General features: G+C 65.6%; 19 protein-coding genes. 16 read left to right on the plus strand and 3 right to left on the minus strand.

Features of this window, described 5'->3' with window-relative positions:
* Positions 1–36 precede the first annotated feature (36 nt).
* The 4 genes from AC1Q6P_RS11640 to AC1Q6P_RS11655 all read left to right on the plus strand — a co-directional run bounded on the left by AC1Q6P_RS11640 (position 37) and on the right by AC1Q6P_RS11655 (position 3094).
* Positions 37–363 carry a helix-turn-helix domain-containing protein gene (locus tag AC1Q6P_RS11640; protein ID WP_492664796.1) on the plus strand — a complete coding sequence of 109 codons (327 nt, stop codon included), beginning with the start codon at positions 37–39 and terminating at the stop codon, positions 361–363.
* 505 nt (positions 364–868) lie between these two features.
* Complete coding sequence (locus AC1Q6P_RS11645) at positions 869–1219, plus strand: GntR family transcriptional regulator (RefSeq protein ID WP_492664795.1); 351 nt, start codon at positions 869–871, stop codon at positions 1217–1219.
* 59 nt (positions 1220–1278) lie between these two features.
* Positions 1279–2151 (plus strand): ABC transporter ATP-binding protein, encoded by an 873-nt coding sequence (locus AC1Q6P_RS11650; protein ID WP_492664794.1) that lies wholly within the window; start codon positions 1279–1281, stop codon positions 2149–2151.
* Positions 2152–2188: 37 nt separating this feature from the next.
* The gene (locus AC1Q6P_RS11655; RefSeq protein ID WP_492664793.1) at positions 2189–3094 is read left to right on the plus strand and encodes a hypothetical protein; all 906 of its coding nucleotides are present in this window, start codon (positions 2189–2191) and stop codon (positions 3092–3094) included.
* 85 nt (positions 3095–3179) lie between these two features.
* Here AC1Q6P_RS11655 and AC1Q6P_RS11660 read toward each other — a convergent pair whose 3' ends face one another.
* The gene (locus AC1Q6P_RS11660) at positions 3180–4061 is read right to left on the minus strand and encodes an acyl-ACP desaturase (protein ID WP_492664792.1); all 882 of its coding nucleotides are present in this window, start codon (positions 4059–4061) and stop codon (positions 3180–3182) included.
* A 172-nt stretch (positions 4062–4233) separates the two neighbouring features.
* Positions 4234–5232, minus strand: coding sequence for a MerR family transcriptional regulator (locus AC1Q6P_RS11665; protein WP_492664791.1), 999 nt, complete (start codon positions 5230–5232; stop codon positions 4234–4236).
* A 114-nt stretch (positions 5233–5346) separates the two neighbouring features.
* On the opposite strand from AC1Q6P_RS11665, the gene AC1Q6P_RS11670 reads away from it, so the two are divergent.
* The 9 genes from AC1Q6P_RS11670 to AC1Q6P_RS11710 all read left to right on the plus strand — a co-directional run bounded on the left by AC1Q6P_RS11670 (position 5347) and on the right by AC1Q6P_RS11710 (position 13429).
* Positions 5347–6003, plus strand: a complete 657-nt coding sequence (locus tag AC1Q6P_RS11670) for a glutathione peroxidase (protein ID WP_492664790.1) — start codon at positions 5347–5349, stop codon at positions 6001–6003.
* 456 nt (positions 6004–6459) lie between these two features.
* Positions 6460–7752, plus strand: a complete 1293-nt coding sequence (locus tag AC1Q6P_RS11675; RefSeq protein ID WP_492664869.1) for an NAD(P)/FAD-dependent oxidoreductase — start codon at positions 6460–6462, stop codon at positions 7750–7752.
* Positions 7749–8540, plus strand: coding sequence for a DUF1365 domain-containing protein (locus AC1Q6P_RS11680; protein ID WP_492664789.1), 792 nt, complete (start codon positions 7749–7751; stop codon positions 8538–8540). The genes AC1Q6P_RS11675 and AC1Q6P_RS11680 overlap by 4 nt, the downstream gene beginning before the upstream one ends.
* A 16-nt stretch (positions 8541–8556) precedes the next feature.
* On the plus strand, positions 8557–9783 hold the full coding sequence (locus AC1Q6P_RS11685; RefSeq protein WP_102768417.1) for an SAM-dependent methyltransferase: 1227 nt from the start codon (positions 8557–8559) through the stop codon (positions 9781–9783).
* Between the two features lie 4 nt (positions 9784–9787).
* Positions 9788–10366 carry a chalcone isomerase family protein gene (locus AC1Q6P_RS11690; protein WP_492664788.1) on the plus strand — a complete coding sequence of 193 codons (579 nt, stop codon included), beginning with the start codon at positions 9788–9790 and terminating at the stop codon, positions 10364–10366.
* Entirely contained in the window at positions 10332–11633 is a 1302-nt protein-coding gene (locus tag AC1Q6P_RS11695) for an MFS transporter (protein WP_492664787.1), read from the plus strand. The genes AC1Q6P_RS11690 and AC1Q6P_RS11695 overlap by 35 nt, the downstream gene beginning before the upstream one ends.
* Positions 11630–12193 (plus strand): DUF3833 domain-containing protein, encoded by a 564-nt coding sequence (locus AC1Q6P_RS11700; protein WP_492664786.1) that lies wholly within the window; start codon positions 11630–11632, stop codon positions 12191–12193. Before AC1Q6P_RS11695 ends, AC1Q6P_RS11700 begins: the two co-directional genes overlap by 4 nt.
* 13 nt (positions 12194–12206) lie before the next feature.
* On the plus strand, positions 12207–12992 hold the full coding sequence (locus AC1Q6P_RS11705; protein ID WP_492664785.1) for an SDR family NAD(P)-dependent oxidoreductase: 786 nt from the start codon (positions 12207–12209) through the stop codon (positions 12990–12992).
* Positions 12989–13429 (plus strand): nuclear transport factor 2 family protein, encoded by a 441-nt coding sequence (locus tag AC1Q6P_RS11710; protein WP_492664784.1) that lies wholly within the window; start codon positions 12989–12991, stop codon positions 13427–13429. The genes AC1Q6P_RS11705 and AC1Q6P_RS11710 overlap by 4 nt, the downstream gene beginning before the upstream one ends.
* A gap of 19 nt (positions 13430–13448) precedes the next feature.
* On the opposite strand, the gene corA is transcribed toward AC1Q6P_RS11710, so the two are convergent.
* Entirely contained in the window at positions 13449–14423 is a 975-nt protein-coding gene (corA, locus tag AC1Q6P_RS11715) for a magnesium/cobalt transporter CorA (RefSeq protein ID WP_102768422.1), read from the minus strand.
* 467 nt (positions 14424–14890) lie between these two features.
* Between corA and hpf the strand changes: the two genes are divergently transcribed.
* The 3 genes from hpf to hprK all read left to right on the plus strand — a co-directional run bounded on the left by hpf (position 14891) and on the right by hprK (position 17040).
* Positions 14891–15235, plus strand: coding sequence for a ribosome hibernation-promoting factor, HPF/YfiA family (gene hpf, locus AC1Q6P_RS11720; protein WP_102768423.1), 345 nt, complete (start codon positions 14891–14893; stop codon positions 15233–15235).
* 319 nt (positions 15236–15554) lie between these two features.
* Positions 15555–16025: a PTS IIA-like nitrogen regulatory protein PtsN gene (ptsN, locus tag AC1Q6P_RS11725; RefSeq protein ID WP_102768425.1), complete on the plus strand. Its 471-nt coding sequence runs from the start codon at positions 15555–15557 to the stop codon at positions 16023–16025.
* Positions 16026–16077: 52 nt separating this feature from the next.
* Positions 16078–17040, plus strand: coding sequence for an HPr(Ser) kinase/phosphatase (gene hprK, locus AC1Q6P_RS11730; RefSeq protein WP_102768426.1), 963 nt, complete (start codon positions 16078–16080; stop codon positions 17038–17040).
* The last annotated feature ends 5 nt before the right edge of the window (positions 17041–17045 follow it).

A 17045-nucleotide genomic window follows, 5' to 3' on the forward strand; every position in this document is an offset into this window, starting at 1 on the left:
TTTTGCAAATTTATTAGCATAATTCTATGCAAAATCATGCAAAAACACAACCCCCTCGCGGATTCGAAGGCGCTTGGCGCAGAGCTTCGAAAACGCCGAAAAGCCCTGGGTAAGACGCTCACGGACATAGCAGCAATCAGCTCCGTGAACGTTGGTCAGCTCTCGCGCCTTGAAAACGGATTCATGAAGCGCGACGGAGGAAATTTGCAAATTTTCCTTGAAACTTTGCAAAAACTCGAGAGTGCCGCACCATCCGCAATGACGCTGGGGGTAGTCGAGAGATTTGCAGCCGTCATCAACCGCTCAACTCGCCATTCCAAGGCTGCGACGGCATTCGTGGACGCACTCGAACAGTTAATGTGACGGCATCAGAGCAGGTTTCAGCTTTCGCCAGACTGACCCGCAATCTGCCAGTCATTGATCGATTCTGATGGAGTCGATCTTCACAGAGCCCTGGCTCGTGGCACGAGCCAGTTAAAGCTCGCAGCTTCGCGAATCGAGCAATCTTTCGGGCAGCCTTGTGGACGGAAGGACACGTCCTTGGCGCAAAGCAAGTCCGTGATTACCAAGCCCAAAAAAATGAGCTGACGAGGCGATAGAGAGCACCGTCTGGTCAGCAGGGCCTGAAGTACTCGGGGCTGAAAGCTCTTTCGACATCGAGTTCCAAGTTAAGCGCAAACAGTTCCAAGTTCAGCGCAAACCGACACAGATCAGGGCGGGTCAAGAGTCGGGGCTTGCGGGCGGGCACCGGCCGGCCCTCCGCTTCATCCCCCCTTTTCTGCAGTCTGTCGCGCCCGCCTTGGGCGGCCCGGCTTGCCTTGTTATGGTGTGCTACATCAGTAACACACCGGCTTCGGCCTCGACCGTTATGCAAACCTGGAACGACTCTGCCCCCATCTATCAGCAGCTGGCCGATCGCCTGGCCGTGCAGTTGCTGGATGGCTCGCCGCCTGAGGGCGAGGCCCTGCCTTCGGTGCGCCATCTGGCGAGCCAGTACCTGATCAACCCGCTGACGGTGACCCGGGCCTTGCAGGCCCTGGTGGACAACGAGCTGATCGAGAGCCGCCGTGGCGTGGGCATGTATGTGCGCAGCGGCGCCCGCGAGCGCTTGCTGAAAGCCAAGCGCGAGCAATTCCTGCACACCGAGTGGCCGCAGCTGCGCGACAAGCTGCGCCGCCTGGGCCTCACCGCCCAAGACCTGAACTGGGAGGCCACATGAGCACCGCTGCCGCCACAATCGCCCACCCCGCACCATCCACACTTGCACCCTCCGCCACCATGAGCCACTTGATCGAAGCCCGCGACTTCAGCCTCCGCTACGGCCGCAAGACCGCGGTCGACAACATCAGCTTCAACATCCCCAAGGGCCGGGTGGTGGGCCTGCTGGGCCACAACGGCGCCGGCAAGACCTCGCTGATGAAGGCCATGGTGGGCCTGATCGGCGGCACGGGTGAGCTGAAGGTGCTAGGCCTGGACCCGCGCAATCAGCGTGGTGAGCTGCTGGAATCGCTGTCCTACATCCCCGATGTGGCGGTGCTGCCGCGCTGGGCGCGCGTGCACGAGCTGATCACGCTGATGGGTGGCCTGCAGCCCAAGTTCTCTGCCGAGCGAGCCCGCGCCCTGCTCAAGCGCACCAGCGTGGGCACGCAGGACAAGGTCAAGAGCCTCTCGAAAGGCATGGTGACCCAGCTGCACCTGGCCTTGATTGCCGCCATCGACACGAAGCTGATGATCCTGGACGAACCGACGCTCGGCCTGGACGTGATGTCGCGCAAGAGCTTTTACGAGATGCTGATCGACGAATGGTGCGACGGCGAACGCAGCGTGATCATCTCGACCCACCAGGTCGAGGAGATCGAGACCCTGCTCAGCGACGTGATGATGCTGGACGAGGGCAAGCTGGTGCTCAACATCAGCCTGGAGGCCATGGACTCGCGCTTTGTCGCCCTGTCCCACGACGCCTCGGCCGCGGACGCGGTGGCCTCGGCCCACCCGCTGCTGCGCTACCGCCAGCAAGGCCGCCCGGCCGCGCTGTTTGATGGCGAGCCGCCCGAGCATCTGCAGGCCCTGGGCCAACGCTTCCGACCCAGCCTGGTCGATCTGTTCATGGCCCTGACGCGCAAGCCCGAGCTGCGCGGCCGTCAAGACTGAACGCTGCATGCCCGCCAAGCCCAGGAGAACCCACACCATGTCCACCCAACACTTCCAAACCCGCTTCAAGACCCTGCTGCAACGCGAATGGATGCAGCATCACAAGGGCTGGCTGATCGCCATGCTGGCCCTGCCCGTGATCGCCTTGCTGGCCCTGCCCTTCGGTGGCGTACAGATCGGCGAGGCCCGCGATCTGCCACCGACGGAAGGCGTCGGCGCCATCATGGCGACGACCATGCTGGCGGTCTGGGGCATCACGCTGCTGATGACAGGCTTCTCACTGCCCGGCCTGGCCCGGCGCGACCATCAAGACCGCTCGATCGAGTTCTGGCTGTCCCTGCCGGCCAGCCACAGCGAAAGCCTGATCGCCACCCTGTTCATGCACACCATCTTTGTGCTGGTGCTGGCTCTGGGCGTGGGCTTGTGTGTCGGCGTGGTGATGGCCTTGGCAATCACGCTCAAGCTCGGCGGCTTTGTCGTCTGGACCCAGGTGTCCTGGTACCAGCTGGTGCTGCCGGCGCTGGCCGTGCTGGCCCGCATGGTGCTGGGCACCGTGCTGTTCACGCTCTGGATGGCGCCGATCTTCATGAGCTTCATGGTCGCCGCCGCCTGGCTCAAGCGCTGGGGGGTGCCGGCGGTCGTCACGGCCGTGGTGGCCACAGGCGTGACCCTGCAAAAGGTTTATCACAACCCTATCGTCTGGACGCTGCTGGGCGAGCAGGTCCAGGGCGCAGGCTCGGCCTTCTTCGATGCCATGCACCTGATCGGAGAGGAAGAGGCCGCCAAGATCGAAATTCGAGGCGTTGCCGATGTGCTGAACTGGGCGGGCCAGGACGCCGCCGCGGCGCTGGCGCAGACCGCCTCGCCTCATTTTGTCGGCGGTCTGGTGGTGGCGGCGATTTGCTTCGGCCTGCTGATCCTGCATCGCCGCAACTCTCACTGAAGCGCTCCGAAGCTCACACGAGGGCTTCGCCCGCCAAGCACAAAGCCCGCCGATTGGCGGGCTTTTTCATGGGCGAAGCGATGGCTCAGGCGGCCGCGGAGGCGCCCAGCGCGCCCTCGTCCTTGAGCCCGCCGCTCAACACCGCCGCCGCCATCTCCTTGCGATAGCGGTTCAGCTCCTGCACGCTGGCGAAGCTGCGCTCCATCAGCAGGCTCATGTTGTGCAGGATGCGATCCACGACCTTGTTCTCCCAGACCGAGTCAAACTGGATCTGCTTGTCCAGCCAGTGCTCCAGCCACTCGGGGTCGGGCAGGCGGCTCTGGATGGTGTCGCGCGGGAATAGCTGCACGTTCACATGGAGGTTGGTCGGGTGCAAGGCCTGGGCCGTGCGGCGCGCGCTGGCCATCAGCACGCCCACTTTCGCAAAAGCAGCACGCGCCTCGTCGCCAAACTTGAGCATGGCCCGCTTCATGTAGCGCAGGTAGGCACCGCCGTGGCGGGCTTCGTCGCGCGCCAGGGTTTCGTAGATGGCGCGGATCACCGGCTCGGTGTGCCACTCGGCCGCGCGGCGGTACCAGTGGTTGAGCCGGATTTCGCCGCAGAAATGCAGCATCAGGGTTTCCAGCGGCGGCGCCGGGTCGAACTCGAAGCGCACCTCGTGCAGCTCATCTTCGGTGGGCACCATGTCCGGGCGGAAACGGCGCAGGTACTCCATCAGCACCAGCGAGTGTTTCTGTTCCTCGAAGAACCAGACGCTCATGAAGGCCGAGAAATCGCTGTCGTCCTTGTTGTCACGCAGGAACATCTCGGTGGCCGGCAGCGCCGCCCACTCGGTGATGGCATTCATCTTGATGGTGCGGGCCTGGTCCTCGCTGAGCAGGGTGGCGTCGAAGGCATCCCAGGGGATGTCCTTGTCCATATTCCAGCGCACCGCCTCCAGCTGCTTGAAAAGTTCGGGGTACAGCATCGTCAATCCTCGTCGGTTTCTTTGTGGGTGCGCGGGCGGGCCCATCCAGTCGCCAGCCAGCACAGGGTCTCGGGGTGTCGTTCGATGTGAAGCCTGAGTATGACAAGCCATGATCCACTCGGCAGGGATGCCCCGCACAGACCCCCGGTCTTCACGGTCTTGTCGCAGGAAATCAGGACGCTGTCTGTCCGCCGCGCCACTCGGAAACGACAGACGCCACCTGATCCAGCTCGGTCAGGTGCAGCAGGCCCGGCAGGCTGGAACGCCGCTGCAGGGCCGCCGCACGGCCGCCGGCCCACAGCGCCACGCCCACGGGCAACTCCGCGCGCAGATCGCGCAGCTGGCGCTGCACCTGGCTGGTGTTGAGCAGGCCGCTGAAGCTCAGGGCCAGCACATCGGACTGATGCGCCGCCGCAGCCTTGACCAGCTCGGCCGCCGGCGTCTGCACCCCCAGCGACAGGCATTGGCAGCCTTCCAGCGCCAGCAGCGCCTCGACCATCAGCAAGCCCAGGCCATGGGGCTCGCCCGGCAGGGTGCTGAGCAAGACCCGCGGCCGCTCGCCCAGGGCAAAGGGCGGGATGGCTTGAATCGCCTGGCGCAACACCTGCTGCAGGGCCTCGCTGTAGCAGTGCTCTTCGAACACCTCCAGCTCGCCACGCATCCAGGCCTCGCCCACACGCACAGTCAACGGCGCCGCGACCTCGCGCACAAACGCGCCCAAGCCCAGGCGCAGCAGGGTCTGAGCCAGCTGGCGGCGCAGGTCCAGCACCTCATGGCGACGCAACATCTGCAAGAACTCGTCCAGATCGACGCCCAGGGCGGCGGCAGCGCCACCATCCGAACGGGTGTCCTTGCTCAGCTGCAGCAGCTCTTGCAAGGCTTCGTCGCTGGCCCCCACCACCCGGCCGGGGCGATGGCCCGCGTCCAGCAAGCGCTTGAGCAAGCGCAAGCGCTGCACCTGCTCCGGCGGGTACACGCGTTCGCCCAGCGCATCGCGCAAAGGCGCCGGGAAACCGTAGCGCCGCTCCCAGATGCGCAAAGTGTCCTTGGCAATGCCGGTGTCACGTTCCACCGCGGCAATGCCCGGCAAGCCAGCGGCGGCGTCACCAGCGCTCGCCGCCTCGGTCGCCGCCGAGGGCGGGCGGTCCGGAAGGCCCAGGACCTCAGCCATGCAAGCGCTCCTGGTTCATCCGCATGCGTAGATTTTTGTATTGGACAAACATAGGACAAATTTCTTGAGATGCCCTAATATAGATAAAGAACGAAGTTTTGACTAGGACAAACTATGGACAACATCTCCCGCTCGCACCGCGCCATCGCCCGCCCTGCTCCGGCTTACCGCGCTGCTGCGCTGAGCTGCGGCGCACTGGCCACCGCCCTGGCGCTGGCGGCCTGGGTGTCCCCCGTCCGCGCAGCGCCAGCGGCGGCGCCGGCCGCTTCAGCCAGCGCCAGCTGTCCCGAGCTGCTGCAACGCGAATTCCCACGCCTGCAGGACGAGAAGCCGCAGGCCCTGTGTCAGTACGCCGGCAAGGTGGTGCTGGTGGTCAACACGGCCAGCTTTTGCGGCTTCACCTCGCAGTACAAATCACTGGAAACCCTGTCCAGCCGCTACGCCCCGCGCGGCCTGGTGGTGCTGGGCTTCCCCTCGAATGACTTCGGCGGCCAGGAGCCGGGCAGCAACAAGGAAATCGCCGAGTTCTGCGAGAACACCTTCAATGTGAAGTTCCCCATGTTTGCCAAATCGGTGGTCAAGGCCGGCCAGAGCGGGCTGAACCCGCTGTACGCCGATCTGGGCAAGCGCACCGGCCAGACACCGAAGTGGAACTTCCACAAATACCTGGTCTCGCGCGACGGCAGCGAGATCAAGAGCTTCGGCTCCATGACCGACCCGCTGGGTCAGACCTTCACCCAGGAACTCGAGCGCCTGCTCGCCAAACCCTGACGTCCGTCTGACCGTTTGTTTCTTTGCCGCACCGCCATGCCCCACTCTGTCGCCTTCAAGCCATCGCATGTCCCTCTTTTGGGCGACAGCGCTATCGGTTTTTTTACCCAAACTACAGGTCTCCTGAGTCGCCTGCCCCAGGATGACGCAGGCTTGTGTAAAGCTTTGCAAACCAGCGCTGCGGCTTTCGCGCAAACGAATACTTCGGTAGGATGCAACCGATTCCAGTCGCAAGATCTCCCCTGTGTAGGGGCTGAAATCTCGGAGCCGTTTTCCTCCTCCTCCCTCCCTCCCTCGTTGGCTCCGAGGCGTCTTGCGACTTCTTTTATTCCCAGGGCTTCCAGCCACGCTGGAAGCCCTTCTCTTTTGCGCCAAGCTACGGGCGCCGCCGACAGTCACGCCACTGACTTGCTGCCGTGGTTGCGCCAACTCGGCGCGCCACAGTTCCCCGACGCCCTGCCCCCGAACGCGCGCCGCGTGGCCGTGGTCGGCTCCGGCGTCGCCGGCCTGTCGGCCGCCTGGGCGCTGAGTTCGCAAGCCCGCGTCACCCTGTTCGAGGCCAATGACTATTTCGGCGGCCACACCCACACCGTCGATGTCGAGCTGCAGGGCACGAGCCACGGTGTGGACACCGGCTTTCTGGTCTTCAACGAACGCACCTACCCGCTGCTGATCCAGCTCTTCGAGCAGTTGGGCGTGGAGGTGGCGCCCAGCGATATGTCTTTCTCGGTGCAGGCGCCGGGCAGCCAGCTGGAGTGGAGCGGCAGCAATCTCAACACCGTGTTCGCCCAGCGCCGCAATCTGCTGCGGCCCGACTTCTGGCGCATGCTCAGCGATCTGACGCGCTTCAACCGCGTCTGCACCGAGCTGGCCCGCAGCGGCCAGGAGCGTGCTCTGGCCCAGCCCATCGGCGAGTTCCTCGACGAGCAGCGCTTCAGCGCCGCCTTCCGCGACTGGTACCTGCTGCCCATGGTCGCCTGCATCTGGTCCTGCCCGACCGCGCAGATGCTGAGCTTCCCCATCAGCACCTTGATCCGCTTCTGCCACAACCATGGCCTGCTGCAGGTGACGAACCGGCCGCAGTGGTTCACCGTGCGCGGCGGCGCACGCCATTACGTTGACAAGCTGCTGCCGCGCATTGCCGATGCGCGCCTGAACAGCCCCGTGCAAGCCGTCAGCCGCCAGGCCGACGGCAGCGTGCTGGTGCACTCCAAGGCGGGCAGCGAGCGCTTTGACGCGGTAGTGATGGCCAGCCACAGCGACCAATCGCTGCGCCTGCTGGATCAGGCCAGCGCACTCGAACGCCAGGTGCTGGGCGCTATCGCCTACCACCGCAACCGCGCCGTGCTGCACACCGATGCCGGGCTGCTGCCGCAGCGCCAGCGTGCGTGGGCCGCCTGGAATTACGAGCACGGCGGCAGCCGCCCCGGCGCCGAGCAAAGCGCGGTGTGCCTGCACTACTTGCTCAACCGCCTGCAGCCCCTGCCTTGGCAACAGCCGGTCGTCGTGTCGCTCAACCCGGTGCGCGAGCCCAAGGCCAGCCAGGTGCTCGGTGAATTCGACTACGCCCACCCGGTGTTCGACCGCGCCGCCGTGGCCGCGCAGAGCCGCGTGGCGCAGATGCAGGGCGAGGGGCAGGTCTGGTTCTGCGGCGCCTGGACGCGCTATGGCTTCCACGAGGACGGCCTGCTCTCCGGCCTGGGCGTGGCCCGGGCGCTGACACAGCGCTGGGCGGAGCAAGCGGCATGAGCGAAACGGCCGCTGGCACCCAGGCCTGGCCGCAGCAGGCGCTGATCGGCCGCGGCGGCGTACGCCACCGCCGCCTGCGCCCCAGCGACCATGCCTTTGCCTACCGCAGCTATTTCCTGATGCTGCCGATGCGACGGCTGCGCCAGGAGCCTTGCAGCGCCCTGCACCGCAACGGCTTCGGCTGGCTGAGCTTCCACGATGCCGACCACGGCGATGGCGGCCCCGACGCCCTGGCCTGGCTGGAGGCGCTGCTGGCCCGTGAAGCGGTGGAGGATGCCGACGGCGAGATCTGGCTGCACTGCTTCCCGCGCGTGCTCGGCTATGCCTTCAAGCCGGTGAGCTTTTGGTATTGCCAGCGCCGCGATGGCAGCCTGGCGGCCATCGTCGTCGAGGTCAACAACACCTTCGGCGAGCGCCACTGCTACCTGCTGCAAGGCGAGGGCCTGGCCTACGGCCGCGAGCTGCAAGCGCGCAAGGTCTTCCATGTCTCGCCGTTCTGCCGCGTGGCGGGCGGCTACCGCTTTCGCTTCATGCACAGCAGCCGCGGCGGCGCACGCACCGTGGCCCGCATCGACCACGAGGATGAAGCCGGCCCGCTGCTGCAAACCAGCGTCAGCGGCCAGCTCCAGCCCCTGACCGAGGCCAGCGCCCGCGCGGCCTTTTTCGCCATGCCGGCGATGAGCCTGATGCTGATCTGGCGCATCCACTGGCAGGCCCTGCGCCTGGCACTCAAGCGGGTGCCTTTCTTCGGCAAACCTGCCGCCCCTGAAACTCTGGTGACCCGCTGAGGGTTGCAAGCCTGCAATGAACACAAGCACGACGCTCACGCAAAGAACCACCCTGCCCAGCGACGCCCCGGCCGCCGCGCGCACCGTGTTCCGCCTGCTCGGGCATCTGCGCCACGGCAGCCTCGATGTGCAGCTGCCCGACGGCAGCAGTGCCCATTTCGGCGGCAGCGAAGGCCCACGCGCGGCCCTGCGCATCCGCGACTGGGCGGTTTGCGCCGCAGCCCTGCGCTCGGGCGATATCGGCTTTGCCGAGAGCTTTGTGGCCGGCCACTGGAGCACGCCCGATCTGCGCGCCCTGCTCGAGCTCTTCGTGCGCAACCGCGAGGCGCTCGATGCGGTGATCTTCGGCTCCTGGTGGGGCGCCCTGCTGCACCGGGTCAAGCACCTGCTCAACCGCAACAGCCGCGCCGGCAGCCGCAAGAACATCCACGCGCACTACGACCTGGGCAATGCGTTCTACCGGCTCTGGCTCGACCCGAGCATGAACTACAGCAGTGCCTGGTTCGCGGGCGACTCGCAGCGCAGCCTCACCGAGGCCCAGACCGCCAAGATGCGCCGCGCGCTGGAGGAATGCCAGATCGGCCCGGGCAGCCGCGTGCTGGAGATCGGCTGCGGCTGGGGCGCCGTGGCGGAAACAGCCACGCGCGACTTCGGCGCCCACCTGACCGGCGTCACCCTGTCCAGCGAGCAGCTGGCCTGGGCACAGGAGCGACTGGCCGGGGCCGGCCTGGCCGCGCAGGCCGACCTGCGTTTCCAGGACTACCGCGACATTGCCGATCCGGCCTTCGATGCGGTGGTGTCCATCGAGATGTTCGAGGCCGTGGGCCGCGAATACTGGGATGGCTACTTCCAGACCGTGGCCGCCAAGCTCAAGCCCGGCGGCCGCGCCTGCATCCAGACCATCACCATCCGCGACGATCTGTTTGAGCGTTATGCGCGCTCCAGCGATTTCATCCAGCAGTACATCTTCCCGGGCGGCATGCTACCCAGCCCCAGCCAGTTCCGCGCGCACGCGGCCAAGGCCGGGCTGCGCGTGGTCAACGAGCTGGCCTTCGGCCAGGATTACGCCCGCACCCTGCACCAGTGGCGCGAGGCCTTCCTCCACCAGGAGGGCCCAGTGCGCGAGCTCGGCTTTGACACCCGCTTCATGCGGCTCTGGGAGTTCTACCTGGCTTACTGCGAAGCGGCCTTCGCCGCCGACAACACCGATGTGATGCAGTTCACCCTTCTGCGAGAGGGCTGAGACCATGCGGCGCCGCCCCCTGCTTCTTGCGATGCCCGGCCTGCTGGTCCTGCCGGCCCACGCGCAGCGCAAGCGTCCAGCCGAAGTGCCGGAGGCGCTGCGCCTGCAGTCGGAAGCGCAGATGCGTTTCTTCGGCCTGCGCATCTACGACATCCGGCTTTGGGTGTCGGAGCACGTGAACGCGGACAACTGGTCGCGCCAGACCCTGGCGCTCGAGTTGGAGTACGCGCGCAGCCTGAGCGGCCGCGAGATCGCCAAGCGCTCGCTGGTGGAGATGCGGCGCCAGGCCGAGATCAGCGAGGAAAAAGCCCAGCGCTGGCTGGCCGAGATGGAGGCTGCTTTCCCCGACGTCAAGGCCGGCGACCGCATCAGCGGCCTGTTCGAGCCGGGGCGCGGCGTGCAGTTCTTCGTCAACAGCCAGCCGCGCCGGCAAATCGCCGACCCCGAGTTCGCCCGCCTGTTCAGCGGCATCTGGCTGGCGACGCAAAGCTCGGAGCCCGGCATGCGCGAGCAACTCTTGAAACGCCCGGCCGACAGCAGCCAGGCCCGTGGCAAACACCGTGGCCCAAGCAGCCAAGGCTGAAACCCCAAGCGCCGGCCTGGGCCGCGGCCGCGCGGCCGGCCTGCGCTATGGCGGCCTGGGCTTCCCGCTCGCCTTTGTCGCGCTGCCGCTGTACGTCAGCCTGCCGGCTCACTACGCCCAGAACTACGGCATGCCGCTGGCCTGGCTGGGCGCTCTGCTGCTGGCGGCACGCCTGCTCGATGCCTTGGTCGACCCCTGGATCGGCCGACTTTGCGACCGCTGGCTGAACGAACACCCACGCCGCGTCCTGCCGCTGATGGCCGGGGCCGCGGCAGCCCTGGGCGTGGGCTTCTACGCCCTGTTCTTCCCGCCGCTGCGCGAGCCCCAGGGCTTGCTGCTCTGGTGCGGCGCCTTTTTGCTCGTCTGCTATGGGGGCTACAGCCTGCTCAGCGTGATGCACCAGACCTGGGGGGCACGCCTGGGCGGCAGCCCGGCCCAGCAAACCCGGGTGGTGGCCTGGCGTGAAGGGCTGTCCCTGGCTGGCGTGATCGCAGCCAGCCTGCTGCCCGGCTGGATCGGCCTGGCCGGCACGGCCGCCGTACTGGCGGCCGCCCTGGGCCTGAGCCTGCTCCTCCTGCGCTGGGCACCGCGCGCCCTGGCCAACGGGCCGGCGGTGCGCGCGCGGGCGATTCAGGTGTGGGCCTACCGCGGCTTTCGCCGCCTGCTGGCGGTGTTCCTGCTGAACGGCATTGCGGCGGCGATCCCGGCCACCTTGCTGCTGTTCTTTGTGCGCGACCGGCTGCAAACGCCGCAGGCCGAAGGCCTGTATTTGGCCAGTTATTTCCTGGCCGCCGCGGCCTCCTTGCCGCTGTGGCTGCGCGGGGTGGCGCGCTGGGGTCAGGCCCGCAGCTGGGGCCTGGGCATGGTGCTGGCCGTGGCGGCGTTCGCCTGGGCGGCGGTACTGGGCGCAGGCGACCAGATCGGCTTTGTGGCGGTCTGCCTGGCCAGTGGGGCCGCGCTGGGAGCGGACCTGGCTATTCCGGGCGCCATGCTGGCCGGCGTGATCCAGCGCGCCGGTCTGCATGCCCGCGCCGAGGGCAGCTTCTTCGGCTGGTGGAACGCTGCCAACAAGCTCAATCTCGCGCTGGCCGCCGGTCTGGCCCTGCCCCTGCTGCAGCTGCTGGGCTACACACCGGGCGCCCGCGACGCCCAGGCGCTGAACGCCCTGACCCTGTCTTACTGCCTGCTGCCCTGCCTGCTCAAGCTGGCGGCTGCAGCCCTTCTCTACCGCCATTGGATACGCCCGCAAGGGGAGGACCTGCCATGACCACGACCCCCAAGACCCGATCCCACCGCCGCCTGCTGCTGGCGGGCGCCGCTGCGGGCGCCCTGAGCCTGCTGGCCGGCTGCGCCTCGGCACCCCAGCCGGAGGACTACGCCCGCGAAACGCCCACGCTGGATCTGCGCCGCTATTTCAACGGGCCCCTGATCGCCCACGGCATCTTCACCGACCGGGCCGGCAAGGTGCAGCGCCGCTTCATCGTCAAGCTGCAAGGCACATGGACCGGCGACACCGGGGTGCTGGAAGAAGACTTCGAGTACAGCGACGGCAAGCGCGAACGCCGCGTCTGGACCCTGAAAGATCTGGGCCAGGGCCGCTACAGCGGCACCGCGGCCGATGTGCTGGGCGAGGCCCAGGGCCAGGCCGCCGGCAATGCCCTGCGCTGGGCCTACACGCTCAAGCTGCCGGTCGATGGCAGCGTCTACGAGGTGCAATTCGACGACTGGATGTACCTGGTGGACGAGCACACCTTGCTGAACAAGGCCAGGATGAGCAAATTCGGCCTTACGCTCGGGGAAGTGACCCTGTCCTTCCAGAAACTCTGAGCAGAACGCGTCCATGTCCCTGAACCCCAAGATCCAGAGCTGGCATGGCCGCACGGTCTGGCTGGTCGGCGCCTCCAGCGGCATTGGCCGGGCGGTGGCGGCCAAGCTGCATGCGGCCGGTGCGCGGGTCATCGTCTCGGCGCGGCAGGCTGATCTGCTCAATGACTTCGCCGCCCAGCATCCGGGCGCGCAACCCCTGCCGCTGGATGTGATGAACGAGCAGTCCTTGCAATCCGCGGTGCAGCAGATCGTGCGCCACCACGGCCAGATCGACCTGTGCATGTACTGCGCCGGCTACTACCAGCCCATGCGCGCGCAGCAGTTCTCGCTCAGCGACGCCCTGCGCCATCTGGACATCAACTACATCGGTGCGCTCAAGCTGCTGCAGGCCTTGCTGCCGCAATTGCTGGAGCAATCCCGGCAGGGCAAGCCCGGCCATCTGAGCCTGGTGTCCAGCGTGGCTGGCTACCGCGGCCTGCCCAAATCGCTGGCCTACGGGCCGTCCAAGGCGGCACTCAGCCACCTGGCCGAGGCGCTGTACCTGGACCTGTCGCCCGAGCACATTGGCGTCTCGGTGATCAACCCCGGCTTTGTGGCCACACCGTTGACGGCGCAGAACGACTTTGCGATGCCGGCCCTGATCAGCGCCGAACAGGCCGCCAGCGAGATCCTCAAGGGCTGGTCCAAAGGCGAGTTCGAGATCCATTTCCCCAAGCGCTTCACGCTCTGGCTCAAGCTGCTCAGCCACCTCGGCCACAGCCTCTACTTTCGCGCCGTGCGGCGCGCCACCGGACTATGAGCACAAGCAACCCCGACCCGCGCGTGCAGGCGGTGATCAAATTCTTCGAACAGCTGCAACCCGCCGACCTGGCGCGACTCGACCAGCTTTACTGCGAAGACGCTTACTTCAAAGACCCGTTCAACGAAGTCCAGAGCCTGGCTGGGGTGCGGCGCATCTTCGCGCACATGTTCGAAACCCTGAACCAGTCCCGCTTTGAGGTGCTGGAGGCGCTGTGCGAGGGGAACCAGTGCTTTCTCGCCTGGGACTTCATCGTCCAGCGCCAGGGTCAGACAGAACCGCTGCGCATCCACGGCAGCAGCCATTTGCGCTTCGCGCCCGACGGCCGCGTGGCCTACCACCGTGACTACTGGGACGCGGCCGAAGAGCTGTACGAAAAACTGCCGCTGCTCGGGGCCTTGATGCGCGCGCTCAAGCGGCGTTTGCGCGCGCATTGAGCTGCGCCGGCCTTTTTGCCTACTTCAACCAGCCCTTGCGGCGGAAGTAGATGAAGGGCGCGGCCACCGAAGCCAGCATCAGACCCAAGGCGAAGGGATAGCCGTACTGCCAGTCGAGCTCGGGCATGGCCTTGAAATTCATGCCGTAGACGCTGGCGATCAGGGTCGGCGGCAGCAGGGCGACGCTGGCCACCGAGAAGATCTTGATGATCTTGTTCTGGTTGATGTTGATGAAACCAACCGTGGCATCCATCAGGAAGTTGACCTTGTCGAACAAGAAGGCCGTGTGCGAATCGAGCGAGTCAATGTCGCGCAGAATCTGGCGTGACTCCTCGAACTGCTCGGCACTGAGCATGCGGCTGCGCATCATGAAGCTGAGTGCGCGCCGTGTGTCCATGACGTTACGGCGGATGCGGCCGTTCAAGTCTTCCTCGCGCGCGATCGCGGCCAGCACTTCGCCGGCCTCGGTGTCGTTCACGTCCTTCTTCAAGACGCGGGCGCTGACCTTCTCCAGATTGTCGTAAATGCCCTCAAGCACATCGGCCGAGTACTCGGCATCGGCGTCGTAGAGCTTGAGCAGCACATCCTTGGCGTCTTCGATCAAGGCCGGGATGCGGCGCGCGCGCAGGCGCAGCAGGCGGAACACCGGCAAGTCCTCGTTGTGCACCGAGAACAGCACATTGTTGTAGAGGATGAAGGCGACGCGCACATTGCGCGGGGCCTCGTCGTCATCGATCAAGAAGTCGGAGCGGATGTGCAGTTCGCCGTTGTCTTCTTCGTAGAAACGGGCCGACTCTTCCAGGTCTTCGTCGACGATGTCTTCCGGGATCACCAGGCCGAAGCGGTCACGAATCCAGCCCTTTTCCACCGCCGTGGGGTTCTCCAGATCCACCCACACCGGCCGCGACAGGGCCAGGTCTTCAGCGGTTTCGATTTCTTCCTGGAACAGTCCGCCCTTCAGGCGGCCGTTGTCCAGCGTGAACACATTCAGCATGCAAAAACCTCCAGCGCGCGAGCGCCGTCTCTTGTTCTTTTATCGAGCAGGACGGGCCGAGCGCCGTCCGGGTGTGGGTGTGTGGGGACCCGTCTCACTCCGGACAAGCGACGCGGGCGCGGCCTCGAGATTGAAAGCTGGCGGCGCTGGCGCGTTTGGCGAGGGAGTGGACGGTCACCGAGGGTGATCGCTGTCCAAGAAAGACTCCGTAGCTGGGATTCCATGATTATCACCTCGCCGCGGGGCGCTTTTTGCCCAATCCATCACGCTCTTTGCCAAGCCGCAAAGTCAAACGGACTAAGGCCCTTGTTCTGGCTGTCAAGCACTTGTCACAGTGGCGCTTCAGGTGCAAACTGAATTCGCCGATTCACTACAGAAGAGCCCCAGACAGAGACCCAGCGATCCGTTTTTTTCGTTCTTTTCCTGATTTCCGAACTCTCGACTTTCTTTTCGTGAAAGGCCGTTTTATGAATCTGACAATCAGTGGCCACCATTTGGAAGTAACACCGTCTCTGCGTGAGTACGTACTCACCAAGCTAGATCGAGTGACCCGCCATTTCGATCAAGTCGTTGACATCAATGTCTTGCTCACCGTGGAAAAGCAGAAGGAAAAGGAACGTCGGCAAAAGGCCGAAGTGACATTGCACGTCAAGGGACGCGACATCTTCGTCGAGCAATCCAGCGAAGACCTCTACGCCGCCATTGATCAGCTGATGGACAAACTGGACCGCCAGGTGGTGCGCCACAAGGACCGCCTGCAGGACCATCACCACACCTCGGCCAAGCGCCTGATGGAAACGCCAGCGCCCTGAGCCGAACTGTTCGGAGATCGCCCGTCTGTTGAAAGCTTCCAGGCAAGGCATCCTCCAGACGCTCCATCCGTGAGCGCAACGCAAGGCGACCTTCGGGTCGCCTTTTCATTGCCCGAGCCCAAAGATCAAGTGGCCGATTTCGTCGGCCTGAATCACCCCTCGCACAGTCGTTGCTGCACCGCAGCAGTTCACGTATTTGTGCGCCGCCACTGAATACAGGGGGGCCGGGAAACCGGTGAGCTTTCTATAATTCGCCGATTCGACACCGACCAAGCGTCCCGCCCAAGGCCCACCCAGCCGTATGCGACGCTTCGACACCATGAACCGTCTCGCCGCCATCCTTCCCGCCGACAATGTGTTGGTGAATGTGGATGCCTCCAGCAAGAAACGCGTTTTCGAGCAGGCTGGCCTGCTGTTTGAGAACCATCACGCCATCTCGCGCGCGGTGGTGGCGGACAATCTTTTCGCGCGTGAGCGCCTCGGCTCCACCGGCCTCGGTCACGGCGTGGCCATCCCGCACGGCCGCATCAAGGGCCTGAAAAACCCGCTGGCCGCCGTGCTGCGTGTGCAGCAGCCGATCGGTTTTGACGCGCCCGATGACGAACCGGTCAGCCTCTTGATCTTCCTGCTGGTGCCCGAAGCAGCCACGCAGCGGCATCTGGAAATCCTGTCCGAGATCGCCGAAATGCTGTCGGACCGCGACCTGCGCGAGCAGCTCAAGACCGACCCCGAGGCCGCCAATCTGCACCGCCTGATTTCGGCCTGGGAACCGCTGAAGTCGGTCGCCTGAACGGCGACGGCACCCTCCCCCACCCGCCCAGCAACGCGCCGCCGAACGATCAGTGAAACCCACCTCCATCAGCGCCGACCGGCTTTTCGAAGAACATCGTGAACGCCTGCGCTGGGAGTGGATTGCCGGCCACGCGCATCCGGAGCGCCGCTTCGACGAAACCGCGGTCCGTGACGCGCAATCGTCGGCCGATCTGGTCGGCTACCTCAATTACATCCACCCCTACCGGGTGCAATTGGTGGGCCGCCGCGAGGTGGCGTATCTGAGCCAGGCATCGGGCGAGGTGCTGGACCGCCGCATCTCACGCATCGTCACGCTGGAGCCGCCGGTCATCATCGTCGCCGACGACCAGGCTCCGCCGGACCGTCTGGTCGCCATGTGCGACCGCGCCGAGATCCCGCTCTTCGTCACCCGCGAGTCGGCCGGCCATGTCATCGACGTGGTGCGGGCCTATCTGGCGCAGCTGTTTGCCAACCGCACCACCCGCCACGGCGTCTTCATGGACATCCTGGGCCTGGGCGTGCTGCTGACCGGCGAGTCCGGCCTGGGCAAGAGCGAGCTGGGCCTGGAGCTGATTTCCCGCGGCCACGGCCTGGTGGCCGACGATGCGGTCGATCTGTTCCGCATCTCGCAAACCGCCATCGAAGGCCGCTGCCCCGAGCTGCTGCTCAATCTGCTGGAAGTGCGCGGCATCGGCCTGCTCGACATCAAGGCGATCTTTGGCGAGACGGCCGTGCGCCGCAAGATGCGGCTCAAGCTCATCGTGCACCTGGTGCGCAAGGAAACCATGGAGCGCGACTTCGAGCGCCTGCCCTACGAGCCGCTTTACGAAGACGTGCTGGGCATGCCGGTGCGCAAGGCCATCATCGCCGTGGATGCCGGCCGCAATCTGGCCGTGCTGGTCGAGGCGGCCGTGCGCAACACCGTGCTGCAGCTGCGCGGCATCGACACCTACCGGGAGTTTGTCGAGCGCCACCAGCGGGCGATCGAACAAGGGCAGCACAACGACGATTGAGCGCG

This window comes from Roseateles sp. GW835-FHT13E02 (assembly GCF_058794035.1).